Origin of the sequence: Klebsiella sp. G-Nf4 (genome assembly GCF_002810615.1) — a bacterium.
Lineage (GTDB): Bacteria > Pseudomonadota > Gammaproteobacteria > Enterobacterales > Enterobacteriaceae > Klebsiella > Klebsiella variicola.
Genome location: NZ_PION01000001.1, coordinates 181,836 through 203,890, shown reverse-complemented (window position 1 = coordinate 203,890; position 22,055 = coordinate 181,836). Strand labels below are relative to the sequence as shown.

The 22,055-nt window shown below is 59.0% G+C and carries 23 protein-coding genes; 15 read left to right on the top strand and 8 right to left on the bottom strand.

The annotated features are described in order from the left end of the window. The first annotated feature begins 1 nt into the window (after position 1). The 6 genes from CWM57_RS01015 (at position 2) to CWM57_RS00990 (ending at position 6,655) form a co-directional block, all read left to right on the top strand. Positions 2–817, top strand: coding sequence for an ABC transporter permease (locus CWM57_RS01015; protein WP_004175779.1), 816 nt, complete (start codon positions 2–4; stop codon positions 815–817). Positions 818–843: 26 nt separating this feature from the next. Continuing rightward, the gene (locus CWM57_RS01010) at positions 844–2,265 is read left to right on the top strand and encodes an FAD-binding oxidoreductase (protein WP_165784115.1); all 1,422 of its coding nucleotides are present in this window, start codon (positions 844–846) and stop codon (positions 2,263–2,265) included. 672 nt (positions 2,266–2,937) lie between these two features. After that, a complete protein-coding gene (locus CWM57_RS01005; RefSeq protein ID WP_100675484.1) occupies positions 2,938–4,491 on the top strand; it encodes a hypothetical protein in 1,554 nt (517 codons plus the stop codon). After that, the gene (locus tag CWM57_RS01000; RefSeq protein ID WP_100675483.1) at positions 4,488–5,177 is read left to right on the top strand and encodes a hypothetical protein; all 690 of its coding nucleotides are present in this window, start codon (positions 4,488–4,490) and stop codon (positions 5,175–5,177) included. Before CWM57_RS01005 ends, CWM57_RS01000 begins: the two co-directional genes overlap by 4 nt. Positions 5,178–5,187: 10 nt before the next feature. After that, on the top strand, positions 5,188–6,123 hold the full coding sequence (locus tag CWM57_RS00995) for a peptidoglycan-binding domain-containing protein (RefSeq protein WP_074385626.1): 936 nt from the start codon (positions 5,188–5,190) through the stop codon (positions 6,121–6,123). Between the two features lie 52 nt (positions 6,124–6,175). After that, the gene (locus CWM57_RS00990; protein WP_100675482.1) at positions 6,176–6,655 is read left to right on the top strand and encodes a hypothetical protein; all 480 of its coding nucleotides are present in this window, start codon (positions 6,176–6,178) and stop codon (positions 6,653–6,655) included. A 139-nt stretch (positions 6,656–6,794) separates the two neighbouring features. Here the strand turns inward: CWM57_RS00990 and chrA are convergent, their stop codons facing one another. The 4 genes from chrA to CWM57_RS00970 form a co-directional block, all read right to left on the bottom strand. Then, positions 6,795–8,162, bottom strand: coding sequence for a chromate efflux transporter (gene chrA / locus CWM57_RS00985; protein ID WP_100630618.1), 1,368 nt, complete (start codon positions 8,160–8,162; stop codon positions 6,795–6,797). Next, positions 8,131–9,090, bottom strand: a complete 960-nt coding sequence (locus CWM57_RS00980; protein ID WP_100630619.1) for a chromate resistance protein ChrB domain-containing protein — start codon at positions 9,088–9,090, stop codon at positions 8,131–8,133. Before CWM57_RS00980 ends, chrA begins: the two co-directional genes overlap by 32 nt. Positions 9,091–9,218: 128 nt before the next feature. Next, positions 9,219–10,415, bottom strand: coding sequence for an MFS transporter (locus CWM57_RS00975; protein WP_227520631.1), 1,197 nt, complete (start codon positions 10,413–10,415; stop codon positions 9,219–9,221). 186 nt (positions 10,416–10,601) lie between these two features. Beyond that, positions 10,602–10,850, bottom strand: coding sequence for a tautomerase family protein (locus tag CWM57_RS00970; protein WP_004175772.1), 249 nt, complete (start codon positions 10,848–10,850; stop codon positions 10,602–10,604). Positions 10,851–10,910: 60 nt separating this feature from the next. On the opposite strand from CWM57_RS00970, the gene CWM57_RS00965 reads away from it, so the two are divergent. Beyond that, positions 10,911–11,387: a winged helix-turn-helix transcriptional regulator gene (locus CWM57_RS00965; RefSeq protein ID WP_061154321.1), complete on the top strand. Its 477-nt coding sequence runs from the start codon at positions 10,911–10,913 to the stop codon at positions 11,385–11,387. Positions 11,388–11,592: 205 nt separating this feature from the next. Next, the gene (locus CWM57_RS00960) at positions 11,593–12,810 is read left to right on the top strand and encodes an MFS transporter (protein ID WP_074385622.1); all 1,218 of its coding nucleotides are present in this window, start codon (positions 11,593–11,595) and stop codon (positions 12,808–12,810) included. Between the two features lie 82 nt (positions 12,811–12,892). Here CWM57_RS00960 and CWM57_RS00955 read toward each other — a convergent pair whose 3' ends face one another. Next, the gene (locus CWM57_RS00955; RefSeq protein WP_077268379.1) at positions 12,893–13,801 is read right to left on the bottom strand and encodes a DUF535 family protein; all 909 of its coding nucleotides are present in this window, start codon (positions 13,799–13,801) and stop codon (positions 12,893–12,895) included. A gap of 290 nt (positions 13,802–14,091) precedes the next feature. Here CWM57_RS00955 and CWM57_RS00950 point away from each other — a divergent pair, with 290 nt between their 5' ends. Further along, positions 14,092–14,232, top strand: coding sequence for a hypothetical protein (locus CWM57_RS00950; protein ID WP_002908189.1), 141 nt, complete (start codon positions 14,092–14,094; stop codon positions 14,230–14,232). A gap of 47 nt (positions 14,233–14,279) precedes the next feature. Here CWM57_RS00950 and CWM57_RS00945 read toward each other — a convergent pair whose 3' ends face one another. Next, complete coding sequence (locus CWM57_RS00945) at positions 14,280–15,170, bottom strand: LysR family transcriptional regulator (protein ID WP_165784113.1); 891 nt, start codon at positions 15,168–15,170, stop codon at positions 14,280–14,282. Positions 15,171–15,310: 140 nt separating this feature from the next. Here CWM57_RS00945 and CWM57_RS00940 point away from each other — a divergent pair, with 140 nt between their 5' ends. From CWM57_RS00940 to CWM57_RS00915, 6 genes are read left to right on the top strand one after another with little or no spacing between them, the layout of a single operon-like run. Further along, positions 15,311–16,018 (top strand): CoA transferase subunit A, encoded by a 708-nt coding sequence (locus tag CWM57_RS00940; RefSeq protein ID WP_074385618.1) that lies wholly within the window; start codon positions 15,311–15,313, stop codon positions 16,016–16,018. 1 nt (position 16,019) lies between these two features. Next, the gene (locus CWM57_RS00935) at positions 16,020–16,676 is read left to right on the top strand and encodes a CoA transferase subunit B (protein ID WP_012541466.1); all 657 of its coding nucleotides are present in this window, start codon (positions 16,020–16,022) and stop codon (positions 16,674–16,676) included. Positions 16,677–16,685: 9 nt separating this feature from the next. Then, complete coding sequence (locus CWM57_RS00930; RefSeq protein WP_074385617.1) at positions 16,686–17,867, top strand: acetyl-CoA C-acetyltransferase; 1,182 nt, start codon at positions 16,686–16,688, stop codon at positions 17,865–17,867. Between the two features lie 11 nt (positions 17,868–17,878). Next, positions 17,879–18,802 carry a 3-hydroxyacyl-CoA dehydrogenase family protein gene (locus tag CWM57_RS00925; protein WP_074385616.1) on the top strand — a complete coding sequence of 308 codons (924 nt, stop codon included), beginning with the start codon at positions 17,879–17,881 and terminating at the stop codon, positions 18,800–18,802. Positions 18,803–18,846: 44 nt separating this feature from the next. Further along, positions 18,847–20,241, top strand: a complete 1,395-nt coding sequence (locus CWM57_RS00920) for a GntP family permease (RefSeq protein ID WP_206052718.1) — start codon at positions 18,847–18,849, stop codon at positions 20,239–20,241. A gap of 23 nt (positions 20,242–20,264) precedes the next feature. Next, a complete protein-coding gene (locus tag CWM57_RS00915) occupies positions 20,265–21,035 on the top strand; it encodes a 3-hydroxybutyrate dehydrogenase (protein ID WP_074385615.1) in 771 nt (256 codons plus the stop codon). Between the two features lie 53 nt (positions 21,036–21,088). Here CWM57_RS00915 and CWM57_RS00910 read toward each other — a convergent pair whose 3' ends face one another. Together CWM57_RS00910 and CWM57_RS00905 are read right to left on the bottom strand one after the other, a co-directional pair. Then, positions 21,089–21,430, bottom strand: a complete 342-nt coding sequence (locus CWM57_RS00910) for a hypothetical protein (protein ID WP_074385614.1) — start codon at positions 21,428–21,430, stop codon at positions 21,089–21,091. 210 nt (positions 21,431–21,640) lie between these two features. Further along, on the bottom strand, positions 21,641–22,033 hold the full coding sequence (locus CWM57_RS00905) for a cell envelope integrity TolA C-terminal domain-containing protein (protein ID WP_074385613.1): 393 nt from the start codon (positions 22,031–22,033) through the stop codon (positions 21,641–21,643). Positions 22,034–22,055: the final 22 nt, after the last annotated feature.

Here is a 22,055-nt window from a genome sequence, read left to right as displayed (position 1 = left end):
TATGAAAAATACAACCTCAACGCCGTGGGTCCAGCATCCGCGTTTTCTCAAAATTCTCTATCCGACCCTCGTCGCGGTGGCGGTGGTGCTCCTGTGGCAGGGCGCGGTGAGCTATTTTCGCATCCCGGCCTTTCTGGTGCCGTCGCCGCTGGTGATGCTGGAAAGCCTGTGGACACATCTCACGCCGCTGCTGCTGGCGCTGCTGTTCACCCTCAAGATCACCCTGATCTCGTTTCTGCTGTCGATTGTCATTGGCGCCGCGGTGGCGTTTATCCTGGTGCAGAACCGCTTTGTGGAAACCGCCCTGTTTCCCTACATCGTGTTTTTGCAGGTGACGCCGATTGTCGCCATCGCCCCACTGATCATCATCTGGGTGAAGGATGCCACGCTCTCGCTGGTGGTGTGCGCCACCCTGATGGCGGTGTTTCCCATCATCTCCAATACCACTCAGGGCCTGCGCAGCGTCTCCCCCGGCCTGCTGAGCTATTTTCGCCTCAATCACGCCAGCCGCTGGCAAACGCTGGTGCGGCTGCGTATCCCCTCGGCGCTGCCCTATTTCTTCGGCGCGCTGCGTATTTCCAGTGGGCTGTCGCTGATTGGCGCGGTGGTGGCGGAGTTTGTCGCCGGGACCGGCGGGACCAATACCGGTCTGGCCTATCAGATCCTGCAGGCTGGCTACCAGCTGGATATTCCGCTGATGTTTGCCGCGCTGCTGCTGATCTCTCTCGCCGGGATCGCTCTGTTTGGCGTGATGTCCTGGGTTTCGCGCCGGGCGCTCAGCGCCTGGCATGAAAGCGAAGCCGTGCAATCTCATTAATGTTTTGCTGACGAACAGGAAGAAAAATGATGACTGATGAGCAGCGTCAACACGCGGTCGCGGCGATCCAGCAGGCACTCCCGACGCTGGAGTGGACCTTACAGCCGGCGAAGATCAAACGGCTTTCCCGCGATTTTCACTGGTTCAGTCCGGTACTCACTGAGCAACTGGCGGGGAAACAGGCGGACGCGGTGGTTCGCCCACGCGACGAAGAGGAGCTGCGCCAGCTGGTCGCCGCCTGCGCGCAGCACCAGCTGCCGCTGACCCTGCGCGGCAGCGCCACCGGCAACTATGGCCAACTGGTCCCCCTCGAAGGCGGGCTGCTGGTCGATATGACCGGACTCAACCAGATCGTCGCCCTCGGCAACGGCACGGTACGCGCCCAGGCCGGCATTCGTCTGGCAGACATCGAAACCGCCGCCCGCCCAACGGGATGGGAGCTGCGCTGCATGCCGTCGACCTACCGCCTGGCGAGCCTGGGCGGCCTCTACGGCGGCGGGTTCGGCGGCATCGGCTCCATCAACTATGGGCCGCTGGCGGCGCCCGGCAATGTGCTCAGCGTCAAAGTGATGACCGTCGAGCCGGTCCCCCGCGTACTGACCGTCCCGGCTCCCGAAGCGCTGCTGCTGCATCACGCCTACGGCACCAACGGCATTATCCTGGAGGTTGAGCTGGCGCTGGCGCCCGTGCACCAGTGGATAGAACGCCTGGACGTGTTTGACGATTTCGCCGATGCGCTGAACTATGCCAACGCCTGCGTCCGCTCGCCGGGGCTGGTGAAACGTCAGGTCGCGCTACTGGCCACGCCGATCGCCGACTACTTTAGCCACCTCAACGATCGTTACCGCACCGGGCAGCATGCGGTTATCAGCCTGATCGCCGAGGAGAGCGAAGGACTCTGCGCCAACCTGTTACAGCGCCATCGCGGGTGCAACGCCATCCGTCAGGCCAGCGACGAGGCCCGGACGCAAAACGCCTCGTTAATGGAATACTGCTGGAACCACACCACCCTGCATGCGCTCAAGGTGGACAATACGCTGACTTATCTGCAGACGGCGTTTGATCCGCTGCGCTATCCGCAGCAAATTTTACAGATGGAGCAGCACTTCGCCGGGGAGGTGATTTCCCATATTGAATTCCTGCGCGATATCGAGGGCAATGTCACCGCCAGCGGTCTGCAACTGGTGCGCTATACCACGCCCGCGCGGCTCAACGCCATCATGCAGATATTTCGCGACAACGACGTCAAGATTAACAACCCCCACGTACTGCAGGTTGAGGACGGCAAACAGGGCGTGATTCGCCCCGACGTCGTGGCGGTGAAACAGTCTCTCGACCCGGCGGGATTGCTTAACCCCGGCAAGCTGCGCGGCTGGGCGCTGCGCGACCAGCTGGAGCTGGACAGCAACCCGCTGGCACTGGCCACCCGCGAAACCCCCACGACCTGAGCGCCCCATTGCGGGGCGCGCTAACCGGTCGCTGGCCCGCTTCTCTTCCTCCTGCCCGCGCGGCGAGTTTTTTTACGCCACTCATTCATATGAATGAGTGGCGTCTCTGTTTCCTCCGTTATACTCATCAAAAAAGCGACGATAAATTTATTATCGTGGATTAATTCCGCGGATAGATATGCTTGTTATGACCATTATTTTATCAGACTCACTAAAAATCACTGGTGAATATGATGAAGAAAATTACACGCAGCGCAGTCATTTTTTATTTGGATTACCTCTACCACTATTCTTATTGGTGGAAACTGTTTTTTCATCATAATTAATAAAAAACAAATAAACATGAAAAACTCATAAATTACAGAGCAGTCATGACGCATTCAAAGGCATTATATCTTTTGCACATAATGAACTTTTTTAGTCATTAATAGTGTTTATATTTGGCGGTTAGAGAATACAGGAAACATGTAGCCACCACGGTTATTTTTACTCATATTAATCTCGCAACAACAAGCATTGGCATCCCGCCTATCAATTAATCTGGTTTGCGATAACGGAGGCGAGTGATAACTAAAACCTATGGCATTGAAAAACATAATCAATATTTGCGTTAATTCAGGATGCCTCATTATGACGTCCTGCCAATAACGGCCCCACATCGATGAGGTGACTATGACTGACCAATCAAAAATAAACTGGGCAAGGATTTGTAAACTCCCACTGCAAATTGTGATGATGGGTGTATCGATATTTATCGTTGCCAAGCTTTTTACTTATCTCGGTTTACACCCCATTTCCTGGCCCTCGAAAGAGACTGGCAGCGGGTTCAAGGCCTTTATTGCCCTCATCGTTTTCTTAGTCGGCACAGGTATGGTGTCTTTTCTCTGGTGGCTATCTTCTCGGTATTTTAGGCTGCTGGGTTTCGCCGGGGAAAATATCGATAAGGTGGCGCAACTCAAAGACCTGCCCATGGGGCTGCCTGAAGGCACAGTTCGGGCTATTTTAGCGCTGATCGTAGCCGTTGTGGGCCTGCCTCTGTTGCTATTCAGTTCTCAACTGGGCACCACCCCGGAGATTGCCGGGTATCTCAATGGCATTATTACCGGCGTTTTTGGCTATTACTTTGGCACCCGGGCGGCAGCTTCAACGGCTACGACAAATAATATCGTCGCCAATGCACAGCAAGCGGCGCAAGAGCAAACCAGGCAAGCGGAGAGAGCGCAAAATGATGCCGACCAGAAAATGCAGCTTGCCAAAAAAATACAAAGTACGGCGGATGTCGATTCTCTGCTCGACAAAACGCAACGGCAGTTAGCCTTAGCGAAGGCATTACTGGCAATGCTCCCACAGACTAACTCATTGCCTACTGGACTGGGAGATGTTCTACCCGGAGACCTGAACAATACTATTACCCGCGCAGAGAGCATTATTAATGCCTTGCGTAATCTCAGTAAGAAAGATGTCACCTCCGATCAACTTGACGAACTCAATCAAGTCGTCAATATCCTGACCGGCGCCACTTCACCATTGAGTGTCCTTTTAAGCAAAGCGGCACCCTTAGTGGCACCGGCCATGCCGGCATTAGGCCCCATCGCGGGGATCGTGATGCTGCTGGGTGTCGGCGCTAAACTGGGTTCCGATCAGTTCAAGCGCTGGCGCGCTCGCGTACTGGCAGCCCCGCTGGCCCAAGGGCTGGTTGAAAGCGGGACACTCACCCTCCCCCTGACCCGTGCCGCCCTGGAGAACGCCCCAGCAGCCTTCCCCTTTTTTGCCGCACGGCCACCGGCAGAGGTGGATAGCGTCCTGGCGAATGTGCTGGCAGCCGACGATCCTGTGTCTGTGCTCAATGAGGCCTATGGGCCCAACGGAAACGTCGCTGCTGACATCGTCCATGACTGCGAGCAAGCCATATCTATCGTTACCGAGCTCCAGCAATCTCTCCTCGCACTCTATGGCAAGGGTGACATTACGGAAGAGATCGCCAGCAAAGTACGCGCAAGCCTGACATCCCCGGCGTCTCAAGCCTTGGGCGCAGCCAGCGCAGCGTTGAACAATTTGAGTGCTACGGACATCAATCAACTTATCAATCTGGTCTCTGGTGTTTCAAGCATGGTCGCCAATCCCGCAGACAGCAGGGCTGCATTCGACCTGCTGATCATGCTTGTCGATGCTGCACGCCGGGCGAACGTCGACTTTGTCCAGGCCATTGCGGATCTCAAGTTATGAAGCTGATGCAACGTTACATCAACCTGGCCAGCTTGCTATGCCTGCTGACTGCCTGTGCCACCATGCAACTGGCCCACATGAAACAGTTGCAAAACAACGGGCAGTACGACGCAATCATTGCGGAAACACCAGCGACGTCCTGCAACGATCCCTCTCAGAGTAGTGAAGTCTGTCGGCAGTTCTACGCAATTCGGGGCCATGCCTACCTCAAACTCGCGATGAATGAGTCTCAGGCGGGGGCTCGCTGTCCAATGCCGACCCCATCGACCCGGGCCAATATGGACAATGCGGTAAACGATTATGCGCTTGCATCTTCTGCCGCCGCCAGAGGCAGCGAAGATGAGACACATCTGATAGAAAACCAGGTCCTTGCTTTGACCTGCTCAGCCCCCTTTAAGCAACCCGCTGAGGCGGTGGCAATGACACGTGAAGCCGTGGCAAAACTGGACCAGTTACCGCCGAATCCATCCCGCGCGCTTACCACCAGTAATGCATTCCTCAGTCTGGCTCAGCGTACCGACCTGCCTCAGGCCGAGCGCTGTCAGGCCGCCCGTGATGCCCGAATACGCGCCCTGGGCGGTCTTCAGGGGCAACCGCCAGCCACGGGCGAGATAGCAATACGTCTCCAGCAGACCGTCAATGCCGCTGCCATCGGTGGCCCAGGTCTTCCCTCCACCTGTGTATAAGGTTGATACCATGAGCGAACCACGTGACCTGTTTTATTGTTTTCCGCTGATGCGGGGTGAAGATGTACGTGCCGTACAAAAGGCGCTGACCACGCTCGGAGTGCAACCCCCTTGTGGAACTTCGGACGGTATTTTTGGCAATGCCACTCGGCTCTCAGTGGAAGCCTTCCAGCGTAGCGTACGCGATTTAATTGTCGATGGCGTCGTGGGCAGGTTGACCCACGATGCGTTATTCGGCAAGGCAATAGCGGCGTTTCCTGAGCCGAAAACCGGGATAGCACCGGCTCAGTGGTCCCCCCCGGACGTCTCTTCATTGATACGCTCAACGGCTTCAAAACCGCCTCTCCGTCGTGACCAGGCCCTTCAGTGCCGTGACTGGTTAATGCAACACTTTGGTTCCGAGATAGAGAAGGCCGTATCTGGCACCCCTTTCGATGCTTTGCTGATTTGCGCTATCGCCGCCAAGGAAACCGCCCCGATATGGCTCAACTGGATAAATCAGATGAGTGCCAACGAAATTGTTGCCCGCTGTGTTTTTGATGCCAGCGGTGATGCCCCAGGCACCAGCCGTAACGCGTTTCCTGCAAATACCGCCATTTTTCGTAAGAAGTATGGCGATCAGGTCACCGCTGAGTTTATCGATGAGGCAAACCGTACCAGAGCGCTCAGAAAGATGGGACCTAAGGATTGGGTCTATAAAGGTTACGGAATATTCCAGTACGACTTGCAGCACATTTTGACAGACCCCAGCTTTTTCCTGAACAAGCAATGGCGAGATCTCCCAAGTTGTCTGGTGCGGGTGATGAGTGAATTAAAACTCAAAAACCAGTCCGCCAGTGGGGATTTACGCGAGACGATCCGCCTCTATAACGGCAAGGGCGAACGGGCACAAATCTATGCAGACCATGTCCTTATTATGTACGACTGGATGAAGAAAAACTCGTAGCAGCTATCTCTATATTCACGATTACACCAACCAATATGACGAGGATAAGACCATGCCTAATGGTAACGACTTGATAGAAAAAGCAAGAAGTCAGCTTAATGTCAAAGAGCAGCCGCTTAACAGCAATTCTGGCCCGATGGTAGATACCTATCTCAAAGCGGCGGGCAGCGCACCCGGCTCGCCATGGTGTATGGCTTTTGTCTACTGGTGTAGCTGGCAGGCTGGCATTCCCGGCCTGCCTAAAACTGCCAGCGTAGAGAAATTCTATCAGGAGTCATTAGCACTCGGGAAAATAATAGCCATTTCTGACATTGCCGATGGCGATATTGTTTTAAGAGTTGATTATCCCATCCAGGCTAATGGTCAAAAACCAGGAGATCATGCCGGCATTTACACAGGTATAGTTAATGGGGTGCCACAATATATCTCGGGGAATACGGTCTCCGGCAAGGATTCAAAAAATGATGGAACCAGCTCCTATGTCGACGAACATCAAATGAAGCATTTTAATTACGCCGCCCGATTTTGGTGATGAGGTTATTCAGTGGGAGATATTTAGCACGCGTTGAAAAATAAAGACATTGCCACCCATCCGGCCAGGGCCAGCTCAGGCACTGGCCTCCCTCCCCAATCCCCCATCTGGCCACGTTTCTCTCAGCCCAACGCCGACCTTATCCTGCGCCGGACAGTCCCGCCATATGGACGATAAGCCCTACTGCGGCGGCGGCGGCCAGTACCCAGGTCAGCTTCCACTTATAGCGAAACAGCAGCCCGGCGGCGCCCAGGGCAATGGCTGCGGACCACGGGTCGAAACCGGACGGTCCCCAGACGCTATGCCAGATAAAAAACAGCGCCAGATTCAGGATAACGCCCACCACCGCGGCGGTGATGGCGGTCAACGGCGCGGTAAATCCCACCTTATTATGGGTCGTTTCAATAAACGGCCCGCCGGCGAGAATAAAGATGAACGAGGGCAAAAAGGTAAACCATGTCACCAGGCACGCCGCCGCGATGCCCCCCAGCAGCACATCATCGACGCCCAACACCGCTTTGGTGTAGCCGCCGACAAACCCGACAAAGGTCACCACCATGATCAACGGTCCGGGGGTCGATTCCCCAAGGGCGAGGCCGTCCATCATCTGCCCTGCCGTCAGCCAGCCATAGTGGGTCACCGCCCCCTGGTAAACATAAGGTAAGACGGCATATGCCCCGCCAAAGGTCATCAGCGCGGCTTTGGTAAAGAACCAGCTCATCTGGGTCAGCGGATGCGCCCAGCCCAACATTAGCGTCAGAGCGGCCATCGGCACCAGCCACAGCAGCATCCCGGCGATCAGCACCTGGGAGGTACGCCGCCAGCTGAAAATGGCATGGGCCGGGATCGGCGTCGTGTCATCAATGATGGCGGCTCCGCCAGGGTGACTCTGCGCACGGTGGGCGTCCGCTTTGCCGAATATCGCCGGCGCCAGCCGTCCGCCGATAAAACCCACTAGTGCCGCGGCGAGGACGATCAGCGGAAAAGGAACGTTCAGCGCAAAAATAGCGACAAAAGCAGCGGCAGCGATGGCCCAGTAGGCGCCATTTTTCAGCGCCCGCGAGCCGATGCGGTGCGCCGCCTGCAATACTATCGCCGCCACGGCGGGTTTGATGCCATAAAAAATCCCCGCCACCACCGCGACATCCCCCCAGACGAGATAGATCCACGCCAGGACAATAAGCAACAGCAGAGAGGGCAAAATAAACAGCACCCCGGCGATGACGCCTCCCCAGGTTTTATGCATCAGCCAGCCGATATAGGTCGCCAGCTGCTGGGCCTCCGGGCCGGGCAGGACCATACAAAAATTGAGCGCATGCAGGAATCGCCCTTCCGATATCCAGCGTCGGTTATCCACCAGCTCCTGGTGCATCATGGCGATCTGCCCGGCAGGCCCGCCGAAGCTGATGAAGCCAAGCTTGAGCCAAAAGCGAAATGCCTGCCAGAAGGAGACGGAAGCGACGACGGAAGGACTGTCAGTCTGCGGAAGAACGACCGTTTTGCTCATGATTGCCAGACCTCATTTCACAGGACCTCAGTAAGCCGTCGAACAGCGAGCAAGCTGTCGCCAGCAGTTGGTCATCGTCCGTAATGGTTTCCCGCAGCCCTGCAAGAACACTCTCCACGCCCGCCGCCTCCGGGGTCGGTACCCCACCGACGTCCAGGAAGTGGATCAACCGCCCCAGACTGTCGGGGATCACCGCCTCCAGCGCAAAACGCCGGACCAGTACTTCAAAGGTCACCAGCGTGCCGACATGGCTGAATGGCGCGCCGTCAAAATCAAAACCGACCGCCGTCGCCGGACAGGTCTCGGGCGCGGCCAGCCACAGGAACCGCGCCTCGTCGTCAATAAAGCGCCGGATAAGCCAGGCGCTGGCCAGACGATCGACCCACGGGCGTCGGCGGGTGGCCCACAGCCGGCCGCGAAAGGCGCCTCTGTCCAGCAGGCTCAGTTCGCCCGCCACCGACTGCGGCTCGTCCGGCGATAGCCGCTGATTAATGACCTGCTCGATAGTGGCCAGTCGCTCAGCGGCTTGCTCCCGGGCGGCCCCCGGAAAGAAATCAATGGCCTCGATCCGTCGGTAGTCACGCTGAATTTTACGCAGCTGTTTCAGCTGAGCCGCCAGTTCGTCGTTGGATAACGTCCCCTGCAGCGCCTGCAGATCCTGCAACAGCGCGTCGTACTGTTCGCGGCGATCGAATAGCGGCCTGAGCGCCTCTTCTTCCGCCGCCTCAATCGTGAAAACATACCCGGCCCCCCCTTCCGCGCGGATCGCCTGGCAGGTGCTGAGGAAAGTGTCATAGCCCTGGCGCACGTCGGGTAGCAGATAGACCCCATCGCGCAGGACCGCCGCCCCGCTCTGCTTCAGGGTTCGCCAGACACGCATGCGCAGCGTGGCTTGAGACGTCGTCAGGTTAAGGATCAAGAGATGCATTGTCATGTTGTAGAGATTACTACAGCATGTAGCGTCTGTGACGTTTTTACGTGCACGGGGTTAGATGAACTTCAGCAATGCATAGCTGAAAAAAGCAAAAGACGGCCTGCGCAGCGGCAGGCCAGGCGCTAAGCGCGGGGTGGGGATAAGGGGCGCAGCAGCAGCAGGGTCAACAACGCCACCGCAACCGGGACCAGGGAGCCCCACAGCACGGCGTTCCAGCCGAAGGCGTTGAGCAGAACCCCGGAGGAAAACGACCCCACGATCATTACGCCGAAGACCAGAAAATCGTTGAGCGACTGAACCTGGGTCTTCTCTTCCGGGCGGTGGAAATCGATGATTTTCGCCGAAGCCCCGGTGAAGCCAAAGTTCCAGCCGATGCCGAGCAAAATCAGCGACAGCCAGTAATGATACACGCCGAGACCGCTCAGGCCGACCGCCACCGACGCGGCGGTGATCAGCAATCCCGCAGCCGCCATTCGCACTGCGCCGAAGCGCTGGATCAGCCGGCCGGTGAAAAATCCCGGGCCGTACATCGCCATCACATGCCACTGGATCCCGAGGTTAGCGGCCTGCTGGGAAAGGCCGTGCATATGCATGGAGAGCGGCGCGGCGGTCATCAGAAAATTCATCACCATATAGGCCACCGCACCGCTGAATACCGTAGTGGCAAAACCCGGCTGGCGGACAATCTCGCGCAGCGGCCGCCCACCGCGCACGCTGGCCGCGGTGGGCTCCGCCGGCGTCACCCCTCTCAACAGAAAGGCGGCCAGCACTGCAACCAGCGCCTGAGCGAGGAAGGTGACGGCGAAGGTATGTGCCGGCCAGAGGTGCATGGTGCCGGTGACCAGCATCGGGCCAATGATCCCGGCGGCCACGCCGCCGCCCATCACGAGCGACAGCGCGCGAGCGCGACGCGCCGGGGCGACGCCGTCGGTGGCGGCAAAACGAAAACTGAGCGCCACGGCGGCATAGGCGCCGCCAAGCATCGCGGCGAGACAAAACAGCAGAAAAGAATTCAGCACTACCGCCAGCGCGGCCGTCAGTCCGGTCACCACCCCGGCGCCAGTGCCGAGCCTGAACGCCGCTTTGCGGCCCCGCGTTCGCGCCAGCGCGCCGAAAGGCAGAATGGAGGCCGCCATCCCCAGCACAAACAGGGTGATCGGCAGCGTGGCCAGCGACGGGCTGGGGGCAATCGCGTTACCCACAATCGCGCCGGTGGCGTAGAAGACCACCGAGTTGGCGCCGGCCAGCGCCTGAGCGGCAGCCAGGCGAAGGATATTTTTGTTCTGCACCGCCAGCGGCAGCATGTGTTCTGTAGACATCCGTTGTTTTCACCGGTTTGAGAGTGGCGCCAGGCTGGCCGTCTGGCATCGCGCCCTGCTTGTTGGGTTCCCTGACCGTTACCTTAGCCGCAAAATGCGCTTTTGCACCATAGCGAATCGCAATATCACCCGGCGATCTGGCCCCTCTTCTGCGTCAGATCGCCGGGCCGGGCTTCGCCGCCCGTTTTATTCCGGGGATCCGTCGCGCCGCGCGGCGGCAAATTTCGCCGCGATCATCGCGGCCGTCGGCTGGACGCCCCCCAGACTCCACTGCTCCGGGTCATGTTCGTCAATGCGGATCCAGACGGACTGGCGGAACTGCGGATCGCCCTGCCCCTCAATCTCCACCAGCAGATCGGTCATCCGTCGCAGCAGTTCACTTTTCTGTTCCGCGGTCATGATCCCTTTAATGGTTTGCACGTTAACAAATGGCACGCTATTCTCCTTAGCATCTAGGTCTAAAATTCAAACTCAGAGTAGAAGGTCATTCTCGCGATGTCAAAAAATAAATCACTGCCCTACCTCGACCCGGCGCTGTGCGGCCTGGCGGAAGGGGCGAAAATCCTCGGCGACCGTTGGGTGCTGTTGATCCTCCGCGAAGCGTTTTACGGCGTGACGCGCTTTGAAACGATGCTGTCGCACACCCATATCACCCGCCAGACGCTCACCACCCGGTTAAAAACCATGACCGAAACGGGATTGCTCAGCAAAGTGCCTTACCGGGAAGCCGGCTCCCGCGAACGGTATGAATATGTTCTGACCGATAAAAGCCGTAGCCTGGCGCTGGTGCTGTTCGCCCTGATGGAATGGGGCCACCAGCACGTGCTGCACAGCGCGCCGCATATTGCATTGGTGGACAGCGCCAGTGGCGAGGCCGTCCATCCGGGGTTTATTACTGCCAGCGGCACCGTGGCGAGCCCCGCCGCCCTGCAGATCGTCAAAGCCGGGGAGGTTGATCCTCCTGAGGCGTGACCCTGACAAGGTCGCGGTTGCGCCGCTACAGAACTTTCGTACGCCTCTGGCGAAAGCCGCCGCAAGCGGGTATGTTGCATAGCCACGGTACCCGACGAGCGCGGGACATTTTTGTTTCATCGAACTGTGCGATAAAGGATGAAGGCATCCGGTAACCACGACCCGGCCATTCCGACGCGCAGATCGTGCATGCTAAAGGTAGAAAATGTCGCTTCGTTCTCTGCGGGCTTTATGTCTGACCAGCTTTTTTATTGCCGACGTGCGCGACGGCCTCGGCCCGTTTCTGGGGATCTTTCTCACCCAGCGTCACTGGCAGGCGGAGGACATTGGCCTGCTGATGTCCGTCGGCGGTATCGCCGGCCTGCTGGCGACCCTGCCCGCCGGCTTCATCACCGACAGCTCGCGGCATAAGCGCTTGCTGCTGGCCGGGGTTTGCCTGGTGATCACCCTCACCACCCTGTTGCTCTGGTTTAGTCAGAAGACCAGCGTGGTCGGCCTCTCGCAAGTCGCCAGCGGCATCTGCGCGGCCTTTGTCGGACCGCTGATCGCCGGGATTACCCTCGGTCTTGCCAGACAGCGCGGCTTTAGCGCCCAGATGGGGAAAAACGAAGCCTTCAACCACGCGGGGAATTTTTTCACCGCGCTAATGGCCGGGGCTATCGCCTGGTACTGGGGCATCGGCGGCATTTTCATTCTGATGGCCTGTACCACGCTGCTTACCCTGGTCGCCCTGCTGGCGATCCGCGGCGGCGATATAGACGATGACGCCGCCCGGGGCATCGAAGCGGCATCCGCGCCCTCCCTGCCGGGGTTTGCCATCCTGTTCCGCCATACGCCGCTGCTGATCGCCGGCGTGACCCTGATGCTGTTCCATCTCGCCAATGCCGCGCTGTTGCCGATGCTGAGCATGCGGATCGCCGCCGCGCCCGGACACCTCAATCCCGGACTGTTTGCTGCCGCCACGGTGATTATTTCGCAGGTGGTGATGATCCCGGTGGCCATCCGGGTCGCCGGCAGCATCGACAAATACGGTTACTGGCGATGCATCCTGCTGGCGCTGCTGATCATGCCCATCCGCGCGGCGCTGGCGGCGTCCAGCGACGCCCCGGCGATGATGGTCCCGGTGCAAATTCTTGATGGCCTGGCGGCAGGGATTTTGGGGGTGGCGGTGCCCAGCTTTATCGTCTCGCTGCTGCGCGGCAGCGGGCACGTTAACGCCGGACAGAGCGTGGTGATGCTGATGCAGGGCGCCGGGGCGGCAATGAGTCCGGCGTTAACCGGGTCTATCGCCGGGCACTACTCCTATGCCACCGCCTTCGGCGTGCTGAGCGTTATCGCGATTGTCGCCCTGATAGTATGGTGGCGCAGCGCTCCACTGCTTACCGCCTCCGCGTCACCGCCAATCTGCGAGAGCGGGCAGTAACCTACGGCAGAGCGACCTGGGGAAAGAGGAAATCGCCAGCCGGACAGCAGCCCCCTGCAGCCCGGCTGGCGTATGAGAGGCGTTAATTCACCCGTGCTCGCAACGTAATGTGCTGCAGGGCGTTCGCCATATCGAGCTGAATCAACTCCTTGACACCTTCGCGCTTAATAAACTGGCTGCGGTGCTTACTTTTCACCTCTTCAATACTTTTTTTGATCTCTTGCGCCGGTAATTTATACCAGCCGCGAGCCTGTTTCTCACCACCCATTTCCAGCCACAGCGATGAATAACTGGCTTTCACCAGATCGCTTTTCACGTGGTAATCGGAATCGATCGCGTAGACGGTGGTGATGCTGAAATAACGCAGGAAACCATACAGCACGCTCATGATGATATTTTTCGGCCGCGTGCCATGCAGCTCTTTAGTCAGCACCTTCACTTCGTCATTGGTGATATCTTTCCCGCCCTGGATGCCGCCAATATAGGCGCGGCCATCATCGGTACAGGAAAAACAGACGCTATAGACGCGCCGGTCACCGAGAAACAGCTGCAGCATCAGCTCCCCCTCCTCCTGAAACGGCGACGCCAACAGCTTAACGTCAAGATTATCGCCATTTTTCAAAGGAATAGAGAACATCGCGCGACCAAAATCCGCCACATTGTACAGCTGCGGCAAGACATCAGGGTGAAACGTTTTCTCAATAAAATTCAGTGAACCGTGGGCAATATCCAGCTTGCGTCGTTTTGACAGCCGTTTATTGAGATACGCCTTAAATGGTTTATCCTCGAAAGGCACCAGCCCTTTGGTTACGGCTGTCAACCGCGCGCACTGATATTTTGCACAAAGTTCTTGATATTCTCTGTATTTACCTCCTGCGAGCGAGAGCTCTCTGCATTTTCGTAAAATTTTTTTATAGTTTATTTTGACCTGACCGATCACTTTATTATGTTTACGCCATTCTTTGATGGCGCCTGCAACAGTATGTTCCATTGATTAAGATCCATAGATTCATCCATAATCGCGGGCATATTAACATAAAAGCTTTTCGTCAACGCTTAATTACTCCTTCGTTGTCCTTTCATTTAATATATACACAGGAAATCATTCTGCCTGGTGATTAATAAAGCCAACGCCAGTCTGTCAACGGTTATTTATGGTAGGGGAAGCCTGGCGCTCAGCGACTTAACGCTCTGTGCGTTCGGCGCGGAGAGCGGCTACATCCGCTGGCGGTTTTGCCCTATACTTGACGCTGATTAAAAACCAGCAACGATAGGTAACTTATGGAAATTGATCTCGACAACCTGGTCTTCAGCGGCCTGGATGAAGCAGAAGAACGCAACGCGGAGCGTCTGGAAGAAGCGGACAAAAAAGCGCAGGCGATCGTTGCCGATGACGATTGCGGCGACGCCTGCAAAATCTGATTGTCAAACCGGCCAGCAGGCCGGTTTTTTTTGCCCCTCCCGCCTGCTCAGGTCGGCAAGAACCCTTTCAGCGTATCCAGCAGCGCCTGCGCCGCCTTTGACAGCGGCATATGCCCGGCATGGATCGCGCCGACGCATTTCTCAATCGGCGGATCGCTGAGCGGGATGCAGACGGCCCCCAGGGAGGTCATCTGCGTTTTACACAGCGCCGGTACCGCGCTGCCCCCCAGGCCGCTGGCCACCATTCTTCCCACCGTCACCAGCTGGTGACTCTCCAGCGCCACGTCCAGCTGGCGACCGCTGCACGCCAGCGCCTCCTCCAGCATCAAGCGTACCGCCGAGGGACGCTGAAGGGTAATAAAATCGAGGGTCAACAGCTCCTGCCAGGTGAGCTGCTTTTTCTTCGCCAGCGGCGATTGCCGGGGAACGATCGCCACGAAGCGGTCCACCGCCAGCGGGGTAAACAGCAGGTTGTGGGTGGGCGATGGCTCGAAGGCAATGCCCATCTCCACTCGCCCCTCGCGCACCATCTCGATCACCTGCTCATTAATCACGTCATGCACCGTGACGTTCACGCCGGCATAGCGGTCGCGAAAGGCCTTCAGCGCCTCCGGCAGGACGTTGGCGGCAAACGACGGCATCGCGGCCACCGAAATTTTACCCCGCTGCAGGGTAAAGCTCTGACGCATGGCCTCCTCGACGTTATCCCAGTCGGCCAGCAGTTGACGGGCCATCGGCAGAAAGAGTTCCCCCTCCTGGGTAAGGGTCACTTTGCGGGTGCTGCGCTGCAGCAGCGCGCCACCCAGCGCCTCCTCCAACCCCTTGATGGTCAAACTGAGGGCTGGCTGCGACAAATTGAGCCTTTCGCTGGCGTGGGCGAAATTCAGAGTGTGAGCTACCGCTAAAAACGCGCGTAACTGTTTGACACTCATTCTCATTTTTCTTCCTGTTAACTAATTGAAAAAAATTAGTTAACAGGAAATTAATTAAAATTCCAAATGAGTGGGTCACAAATTCAAAATTATCAAATCAGTCTCCAGCGCCAATGATAAGGCTATCGCAAGGCAGGAGAGACAAGATGGCAGGACTGGATAAACGCGTCGCCAGCTATGAAGCGGCGCTGGAAGGGTTAACGGACGGCATGACGCTGCTTGCTGGCGGTTTCGGCCTGTGCGGCATTCCCGAGAACTTGATCGCCGAGGTGCAGCGTCGCCAGGTGCAGGGGCTGACAGTGGTCTCCAATAACTGCGGCGTCGACGGCTTCGGTCTCGGTATGCTGCTGGAGTCACGCCAGATCAGCAAGGTGGTGGCCTCTTACGTCGGGGAGAACGCGCTGTTTGAACAGCTGGTGCTGAGCGGCGAGCTGGCGGTTGAGCTCACCCCGCAGGGAACGCTGGCCGAAAAAATTCGCGCCGGCGGCGCCGGGATCCCCGGTTTTTACACCGCCACCGGCTATGGCACCCCGGTCGCCGAAGGCAAAGAGGTGCGCCAGTTCGACGGCAGGCACTACATCCTTGAAGAGGCGATCCGCGGCGATTTCGCGCTGGTCAAAGGCTGGAAAGCCGACTGGTACGGCAATGTGGTTTATCGCCATACCGCGCAGAATTTCAACCCGCTGATGGCCACCGCCGGGCGTATTACGGTGGTGGAGGTGGAAGAGATTGTGCCGCCGGGCGAACTGCCGCCCTCCGCCATCCACACCCCGGGGATCTATGTCGACCGACTGATCGTCGGGCAATTTGAAAAACGTATTGAACAGCGCACCCTGCGCGCCGGAGGGCACTGAGATGCTGACCCGTGAACAAATGGCGATGCGCGTCGCCCAGGAGCTGCGCGACGGCGACTACGTCAACCTCGGGATCGGTATCCCGACGCTGGTGGCCAATTACATTCCCGCCGGTATTGAGGTGATGCTCCAGTCGGAGAACGGCCTGCTGGGGATGGGCGAATTTCCCGACGAAGCCACAATCGACGCCGACATGATTAACGCCGGCAAGCAGACCGTCACCGCGCAAACCGGGGCGGCCATCTTCGACTCCGCCCAGTCGTTCGCCATGATCCGCGGCGGTCACGTCGACCTGACCGTTCTTGGCGCCTTTGAGGTCGACGTCGCCGGCAACATCGCCTCATGGATGATCCCTGGAAAAATGGTCAAGGGGATGGGCGGCGCCATGGACCTGGTGGCCGGCGCGCAGAACATCATCGTGGTGATGACCCACGCCTCAAAAAACGGTGAATCCAAACTGCTGCCGCAGTGCACTCTGCCGCTCACCGGCGTGGGCTGTATTCGCCGGGTGCTCACCGACCTGGCCCTGCTGGACATTGTCGACGGCGCGTTTGTCCTGCGCGAGGTGGCCCCGGGGGTGAGCCCCGACGAGGTGATGCGTAAAACGGCGGGACGGCTGATCGTGGCCGACGATGTGCGCGAAATGCGCTTCAGCTAAGGAGAGATCATGACCGATATTGCCATTGTTGCTGCAGTACGCACCCCGGTCGGCAGCTTTCGCGGCGCCTTCGCCCCGCTTTCCGCCGTTGACCTCGGCGCCGCGGTGGTACGCAGCCTGCTTGAACGCTGCCCGTTGCCCGCCGCGGCGGTCGACGAACTGATTTTCGGCCAGGTGCTCACCGCCGGCTGCGGGCAGAACCCGGCGCGCCAGACCGCGCTGCGGGCCGGCCTGCCGGTGGACACCCCGGCGGTCACCGTCAATCTGGTGTGCGGCTCCGGGCTGAAAGCGGTTCAGCAGGCGGTGCAGGCGATCCGCTGCGGCGACGCCGAGATCGTCATCGCCGGCGGCCAGGAGAGCATGAGCAATGCCCCCTATCTGATGCATGGCGCCCGCGACGGCCTGCGTTTCGGCCACGCCAGCCTGCAGGACAGCATGATTCTGGACGGCCTGTGGGACGCCTTTAACGACTACCACATGGGCATTACCGCCGAGAACCTCGCCGACGCCTTCGACATCAGCCGCGAGCGCCAGGATGCCTTTGCCGCCGGGTCCCAGCGCAAAGCGGCGGCCGCCATCGCCGCCGGGCGTTTTCGTGAGGAGATCGTCCCGGTCAGCGTCCCGCAGGGCAAAAAGCCGCCGCGTGTCGTGACTGACGACGAGCAACCGCGCCCGGAGACCAGCGAGCAGCAGCTGGCCCAGCTGCGCCCGGCGTTTCGTCCCGCTGACGGCAGCGTCACTGCCGGGAATGCCTCGTCGCTGAACGACGGCGCCGCGGCGGTCCTGCTGATGAGCGTCGATAAAGCGCACGCGCTCGGGCTACCGGTGCTGGCGCGCATTGTCAGCTCAGCGGTCGCCGGGGTCGACCCATCGGTGATGGGCATCGGCCCGGTGAGCGCCTGCCGCAAAGCGCTGCAGCGCGCCGGCTGGACGCTGGACGAGGTGGATCTTATCGAAGCTAACGAGGCTTTTGCCGTCCAGGCGCTGGCCGTCGGTCAGCTGCTTGAGTGGGATAGCGAGAAGGTCAACGTCAACGGCGGTGCCATCGCCCTTGGCCATCCCATCGGCGCCTCCGGCTGCCGGATCCTCGTCAGTCTGGTGCATGAGATGCAGCGCCGGGGCGCCAGCAAAGGGCTGGCAACCCTGTGCGTCGGCGGCGGCCAGGGCATCGCCATGACCCTTCAACGTTAACAGGAGCTACTATGTTTACACCACGCCTGGCGGTACTCGGCGCGGGACTGATGGGCGTCGGCATCGCCTGTCATTTCGCCCGTCACGGTCACGCCGTCCGCCTGTATGACACCGATCCGCAGCGTCTCGCCGAGGTTCCGGCGGTGGCCAGCGCCATCCTGTGCGAGCTGGAGGCCAGCGGCCAGCAGGATCCCGCCGACCGCGACGCCGTGCTGGCCCGTCTGACCCCCACCCCGGCGCTGAATACCCTGGCCGACACCACGCTGCTGATAGAAGCGATCCCCGAGCGGCTACCACTGAAGCACGCCCTGTATGCCGAACTGGAAACGCTGATCGCCGACGAGGCGATTATCGCCAGCAACACCAGCGGCCTGCCGCCGGACTCGCTGGCGCAGGGCATGCGCCACCCTGAACGGCTGCTGATCGCCCACTTCTGGCATCCGCCGCACCTGATCCCGTTGGTGGAAGTGGTGCCCGGGAGCGCCACGCTGCCCCATCTGGCGCGCCAGGTGAGCGACTTTTGCGCCGCCTGCGCGCTGGAAGCGGTGGTGCTCAATCGCGCCGCGCCGGGCTTTGTCGGCAACCGGCTGCAGTTCGCCCTGCTGCGCGAAGCACTGCATATCGTCCACAGCGGCATTGCCTCTGCCGAGGTGGTGGACCAGGTGATGCGCGCCTCGCTGGGCCGCCGCTATGCGATGGTCGGCCCGCTGGAGGCAGCGGACATGACCGGGCTGGCAACGGTCCAGGATATTTGCCAGCACCTGCTGCCAGAGCTGGCCAGCGGGACGGAGATGATGTCGCTGGTGGCGGAGAAGGTGGCGCGAGGCGACACCGGTGCCCGCAGTGGGCAAGGCTTTTACCGCTGGGATGAGGCGCGGCAACAGCGCATCCAGTCGCGCCGGGAACATCAGCTTCGCTATGCCCTGAAGCCCTAGTATCGCGTTCTGTACCCCTACAATAACAATGAGAGTGAGACGTCGTGATGAGTGTGATAATTGCCCTGGCCGCGCTGGCGTTACTGATGCTGGCGGCCTACCGTGGATACAGCGTGATCCTCTTTGCGCCGATCGCCGCCCTCGGCGCGGTGCTGGTCACCGACCCGGGCGCGGTCGGCCCGGCCTTTACCGGCCTGTTTATGGAAAAAATGGTCGGCTTCGTGAAGCTCTATTTCCCGGTGTTTCTGCTGGGCGCCGTGTTCGGCAAGCTGATTGAGCTGTCGGGGTTCTCGCGGTCGATTGTCGCCGCCGCCATCCGCATCCTCGGACGCCGCCACGCGATCCCGGTGATCGTGCTGGTGTGCGCCCTGCTGACCTACGGCGGGGTGTCGCTGTTTGTGGTGGCCTTTGCCGTCTACCCTTTCGCCGCCGAACTGTTTCGACAGAGCGGGATCCCCAAACGGCTGATCCCGGCCACCGTCGCCCTCGGGGCATTCTCATTTACCATGGACGCCCTGCCCGGCACGCCGCAGATCCAGAATATTATTCCCACCAGCTTCTTCGGCACCAACGCCTGGGCGGCCCCCTGGCTGGGGCTTATCGGCTCGCTGTTCATCATCATCTTCGGTTTGCTGTGGCTGGAGCGTCAGCGCCGCAAAGCGCAGGCCCGCGGCGAAGGCTATGGGACCGACCTGCAAAATGAGCCGGAAACCCCGGATGACATCGATCTGCCGCATCCGCTGATCGCTATCGCCCCGTTGCTGTTAGTAGGGGTACTGAATCTGCTGTTTACCCACTGGATCCCGCAGTGGTACGGCGCCAGCCATGAGCTCACCCTGCCGGGTCTGGCGAAGCCTATCGTCACCGAAGTGGGGAAAATCACCGCCATCTGGGCGGTACAGGCGGCGCTGCTCTCCGGCATTGTGCTGGTGCTGGTCTGCGGCTATCGCAATATCCGTGGCCGGCTGGCGGAGGGGAGCCGAACGGCGGTCGGCGGCGCTATTCTCGCGGCGATGAACACCGCCTCTGAGTACGGATTCGGCGCGGTTATCGCCGCCCTGCCGGGTTTCCTGGTGCTGTCGAAAGCCCTCGCGGCCATTCCCAATCCGCTGTTAAACGAGGCGATCAGCGTCACGGTGCTGGCCGGGATCACCGGCTCGGCCTCCGGGGGGATGAGCATCGCGCTGGCGGCGATGTCCGAGACCTTTGTCGCCGCCGCCCACGCCGCCAATATTCCGCTCGAGGTCCTGCACCGCGTCGCCGCCATGGCCAGCGGCGGCATGGATACCCTGCCGCATAACGGGGCGGTGATCACCCTGCTGGCGATCACCGGCCTGAGCCATCGCCAGGCCTACGGCGGCATTTTCGCCATCACAGTGATCAAAAGCCTCGCGGTACTGTTTGTCATTGCCACGTTCTATGTGACCGGCATTGTCTGATACCAGATTGAAGGAGTAATAAAATGAATTTGCACGGTAAAACGGCGCTGGTCACCGGCTCCACCAGCGGGATCGGTTTAGGGATCGCCAAAGTGCTGGCTCAGGCGGGCGCGCAGGTGGTGCTCAATGGCTTCGGCGACAGCAGCCACGCCCGCGCTGAAGTCGCCGCGCTGGGCAAGATCCCCGGCTATCACGACGCCGACCTGCGCGACGTCGGGCAGATCGAGGCGATGATGCACTATGCCGAAAGCACCTTCGGTGGCGTCGATATCGTGATCAATAACGCCGGCATCCAGCACGTCGCCCCGGTGGATCAGTTTCCGGTGGACAAATGGAACGATATTATCGCGATCAATCTCTCCAGCGTCTTCCACACCACTCGCCTGGCGCTGCCGGGCATGCGCCAGCGCAACTGGGGGCGCATCATCAACATAGCCTCAGTGCATGGCCTGGTGGCGTCGAAAGAGAAATCGGCCTACGTCGCCGCCAAGCACGCGGTGGTCGGGCTGACCAAAACCGTGGCCCTGGAAACCGCGCGCAGCGGCATTACCTGCAACGCCATCTGCCCGGGCTGGGTGCTGACCCCGCTGGTGCAGCAGCAGATCGATAAGCGCATCGCCGAGGGGGTCGATCCGGAGCAGGCCAGCGCCCAGCTGCTGGCGGAAAAACAGCCCTCCGGGGAGTTTGTCACCCCGCAGCAACTGGGCGAAATGGCGCTGTTTCTGTGCAGCGACGCCGCCGCCCAGGTGCGCGGCGCCGCGTGGAACATGGATGGCGGCTGGGTGGCTCAGTAGACGAACTCGGGGAGTCTGGTAATGGCTCCCCTGTTACTGCAGCGACAGGCTGACTAACCGCCAATTGACTTCAAGGTGGCAGCTGCAGTGATCAATACGCCAATCACCACAGGATAAAAAACAGCATAAATGATATAACACTCGATTTTCCGGTCTCTGGTATAGAAACAGATGGTGTTACCAATACTAATGAGAGACCCCAGGAAACCAACGGTGGCTAAAACAGCTATAAACGTTAATAGCCAGTAATATGCCCCCCCCACACCACGGTTGCTGAGACAACCCAACATTGCCAGCGCTTGCAACAAACACAGTGCCATTGCGCCGGAGCAATTTTCACAAATTTTGCCGTAAAGTCTGAATGTTGACCACACCTGTAAATTAATTTTATTCACTGACCACTCCTTGTTTAAGGCAGCAAATGATTTAACCCTGTGAAATTCAATTTCTATTTCCTGAAATACTTAAAAGCATTAATTTAATCAGCTAATACAATAACCTACTGTTGAAAACAATAAAAAACACATTGCAGTTACATATTAATATCACCCCTCCTTTCTCTCGGGAAATTATTAGTTAGTTAACCAAAAAAGACTTTCCTCAATCTAGTCTCCCTGCATATTAAAACGTGACCGGGCAAAGGCATCATAGACTTGCTGACTGGTAAATGCCGGGAAGGTCGCCCGTGCTGCCGCTTCGCGCAGCGCGGCGCAGTATGCTTTATTTCCCTCGACGGCGTCGATTTTTTCCAGTTTACCATCGCGGGCAAACTCAAGATGCAGACGGCACTTTTTCCCGTGCCACGCATATCGATCGGCAAGCTGGGCCTCCAGCGCTTTTTTAATCGCCCTTGCCTGCTGCCCATATTCATCCTCGTCGCTAAAACGTCCGGAGCTACAGCTGCCGAGGGCCGAGGTTTTATGGCAATCTGACGGGTGCAGCGGCGTGCAGCCGCTAAGCACCGCAAGCAACATCACCTGCATCACTCTTTTTTTCATAATCCTTCCCTGTTTGTACAAG

Excerpts from the sequence above, each read along its gene's own strand:
- CWM57_RS01015 (WP_004175779.1), top strand. The coding sequence starts at position 2 with ATGAAAAATACAACCTCAACGCCGTGGGTCCAGCATCCGCGTTTTCTC.
- CWM57_RS01010 (WP_165784115.1), top strand. The coding sequence starts at position 844 with ATGATGACTGATGAGCAGCGTCAACACGCGGTCGCGGCGATCCAGCAG.
- CWM57_RS01005 (WP_100675484.1), top strand. The coding sequence starts at position 2,938 with ATGACTGACCAATCAAAAATAAACTGGGCAAGGATTTGTAAACTCCCA.
- CWM57_RS01000 (WP_100675483.1), top strand. The coding sequence starts at position 4,488 with ATGAAGCTGATGCAACGTTACATCAACCTGGCCAGCTTGCTATGCCTG.
- CWM57_RS00995 (WP_074385626.1), top strand. The coding sequence starts at position 5,188 with ATGAGCGAACCACGTGACCTGTTTTATTGTTTTCCGCTGATGCGGGGT.
- CWM57_RS00990 (WP_100675482.1), top strand. The coding sequence starts at position 6,176 with ATGCCTAATGGTAACGACTTGATAGAAAAAGCAAGAAGTCAGCTTAAT.
- chrA (WP_100630618.1), bottom strand. The coding sequence starts at position 8,162 with ATGAGCAAAACGGTCGTTCTTCCGCAGACTGACAGTCCTTCCGTCGTC.
- CWM57_RS00980 (WP_100630619.1), bottom strand. The coding sequence starts at position 9,090 with ATGCATCTCTTGATCCTTAACCTGACGACGTCTCAAGCCACGCTGCGC.
- CWM57_RS00975 (WP_227520631.1), bottom strand. The coding sequence starts at position 10,415 with ATGTCTACAGAACACATGCTGCCGCTGGCGGTGCAGAACAAAAATATC.
- CWM57_RS00965 (WP_061154321.1), top strand. The coding sequence starts at position 10,911 with ATGTCAAAAAATAAATCACTGCCCTACCTCGACCCGGCGCTGTGCGGC.
- CWM57_RS00960 (WP_074385622.1), top strand. The coding sequence starts at position 11,593 with ATGTCGCTTCGTTCTCTGCGGGCTTTATGTCTGACCAGCTTTTTTATT.
- CWM57_RS00955 (WP_077268379.1), bottom strand. The coding sequence starts at position 13,801 with ATGGAACATACTGTTGCAGGCGCCATCAAAGAATGGCGTAAACATAAT.
- CWM57_RS00950 (WP_002908189.1), top strand. The coding sequence starts at position 14,092 with ATGGAAATTGATCTCGACAACCTGGTCTTCAGCGGCCTGGATGAAGCA.
- CWM57_RS00945 (WP_165784113.1), bottom strand. The coding sequence starts at position 15,170 with ATGAGAATGAGTGTCAAACAGTTACGCGCGTTTTTAGCGGTAGCTCAC.
- CWM57_RS00940 (WP_074385618.1), top strand. The coding sequence starts at position 15,311 with ATGGCAGGACTGGATAAACGCGTCGCCAGCTATGAAGCGGCGCTGGAA.
- CWM57_RS00935 (WP_012541466.1), top strand. The coding sequence starts at position 16,020 with ATGCTGACCCGTGAACAAATGGCGATGCGCGTCGCCCAGGAGCTGCGC.
- CWM57_RS00930 (WP_074385617.1), top strand. The coding sequence starts at position 16,686 with ATGACCGATATTGCCATTGTTGCTGCAGTACGCACCCCGGTCGGCAGC.
- CWM57_RS00925 (WP_074385616.1), top strand. The coding sequence starts at position 17,879 with ATGTTTACACCACGCCTGGCGGTACTCGGCGCGGGACTGATGGGCGTC.
- CWM57_RS00915 (WP_074385615.1), top strand. The coding sequence starts at position 20,265 with ATGAATTTGCACGGTAAAACGGCGCTGGTCACCGGCTCCACCAGCGGG.
- CWM57_RS00905 (WP_074385613.1), bottom strand. The coding sequence starts at position 22,033 with ATGAAAAAAAGAGTGATGCAGGTGATGTTGCTTGCGGTGCTTAGCGGC.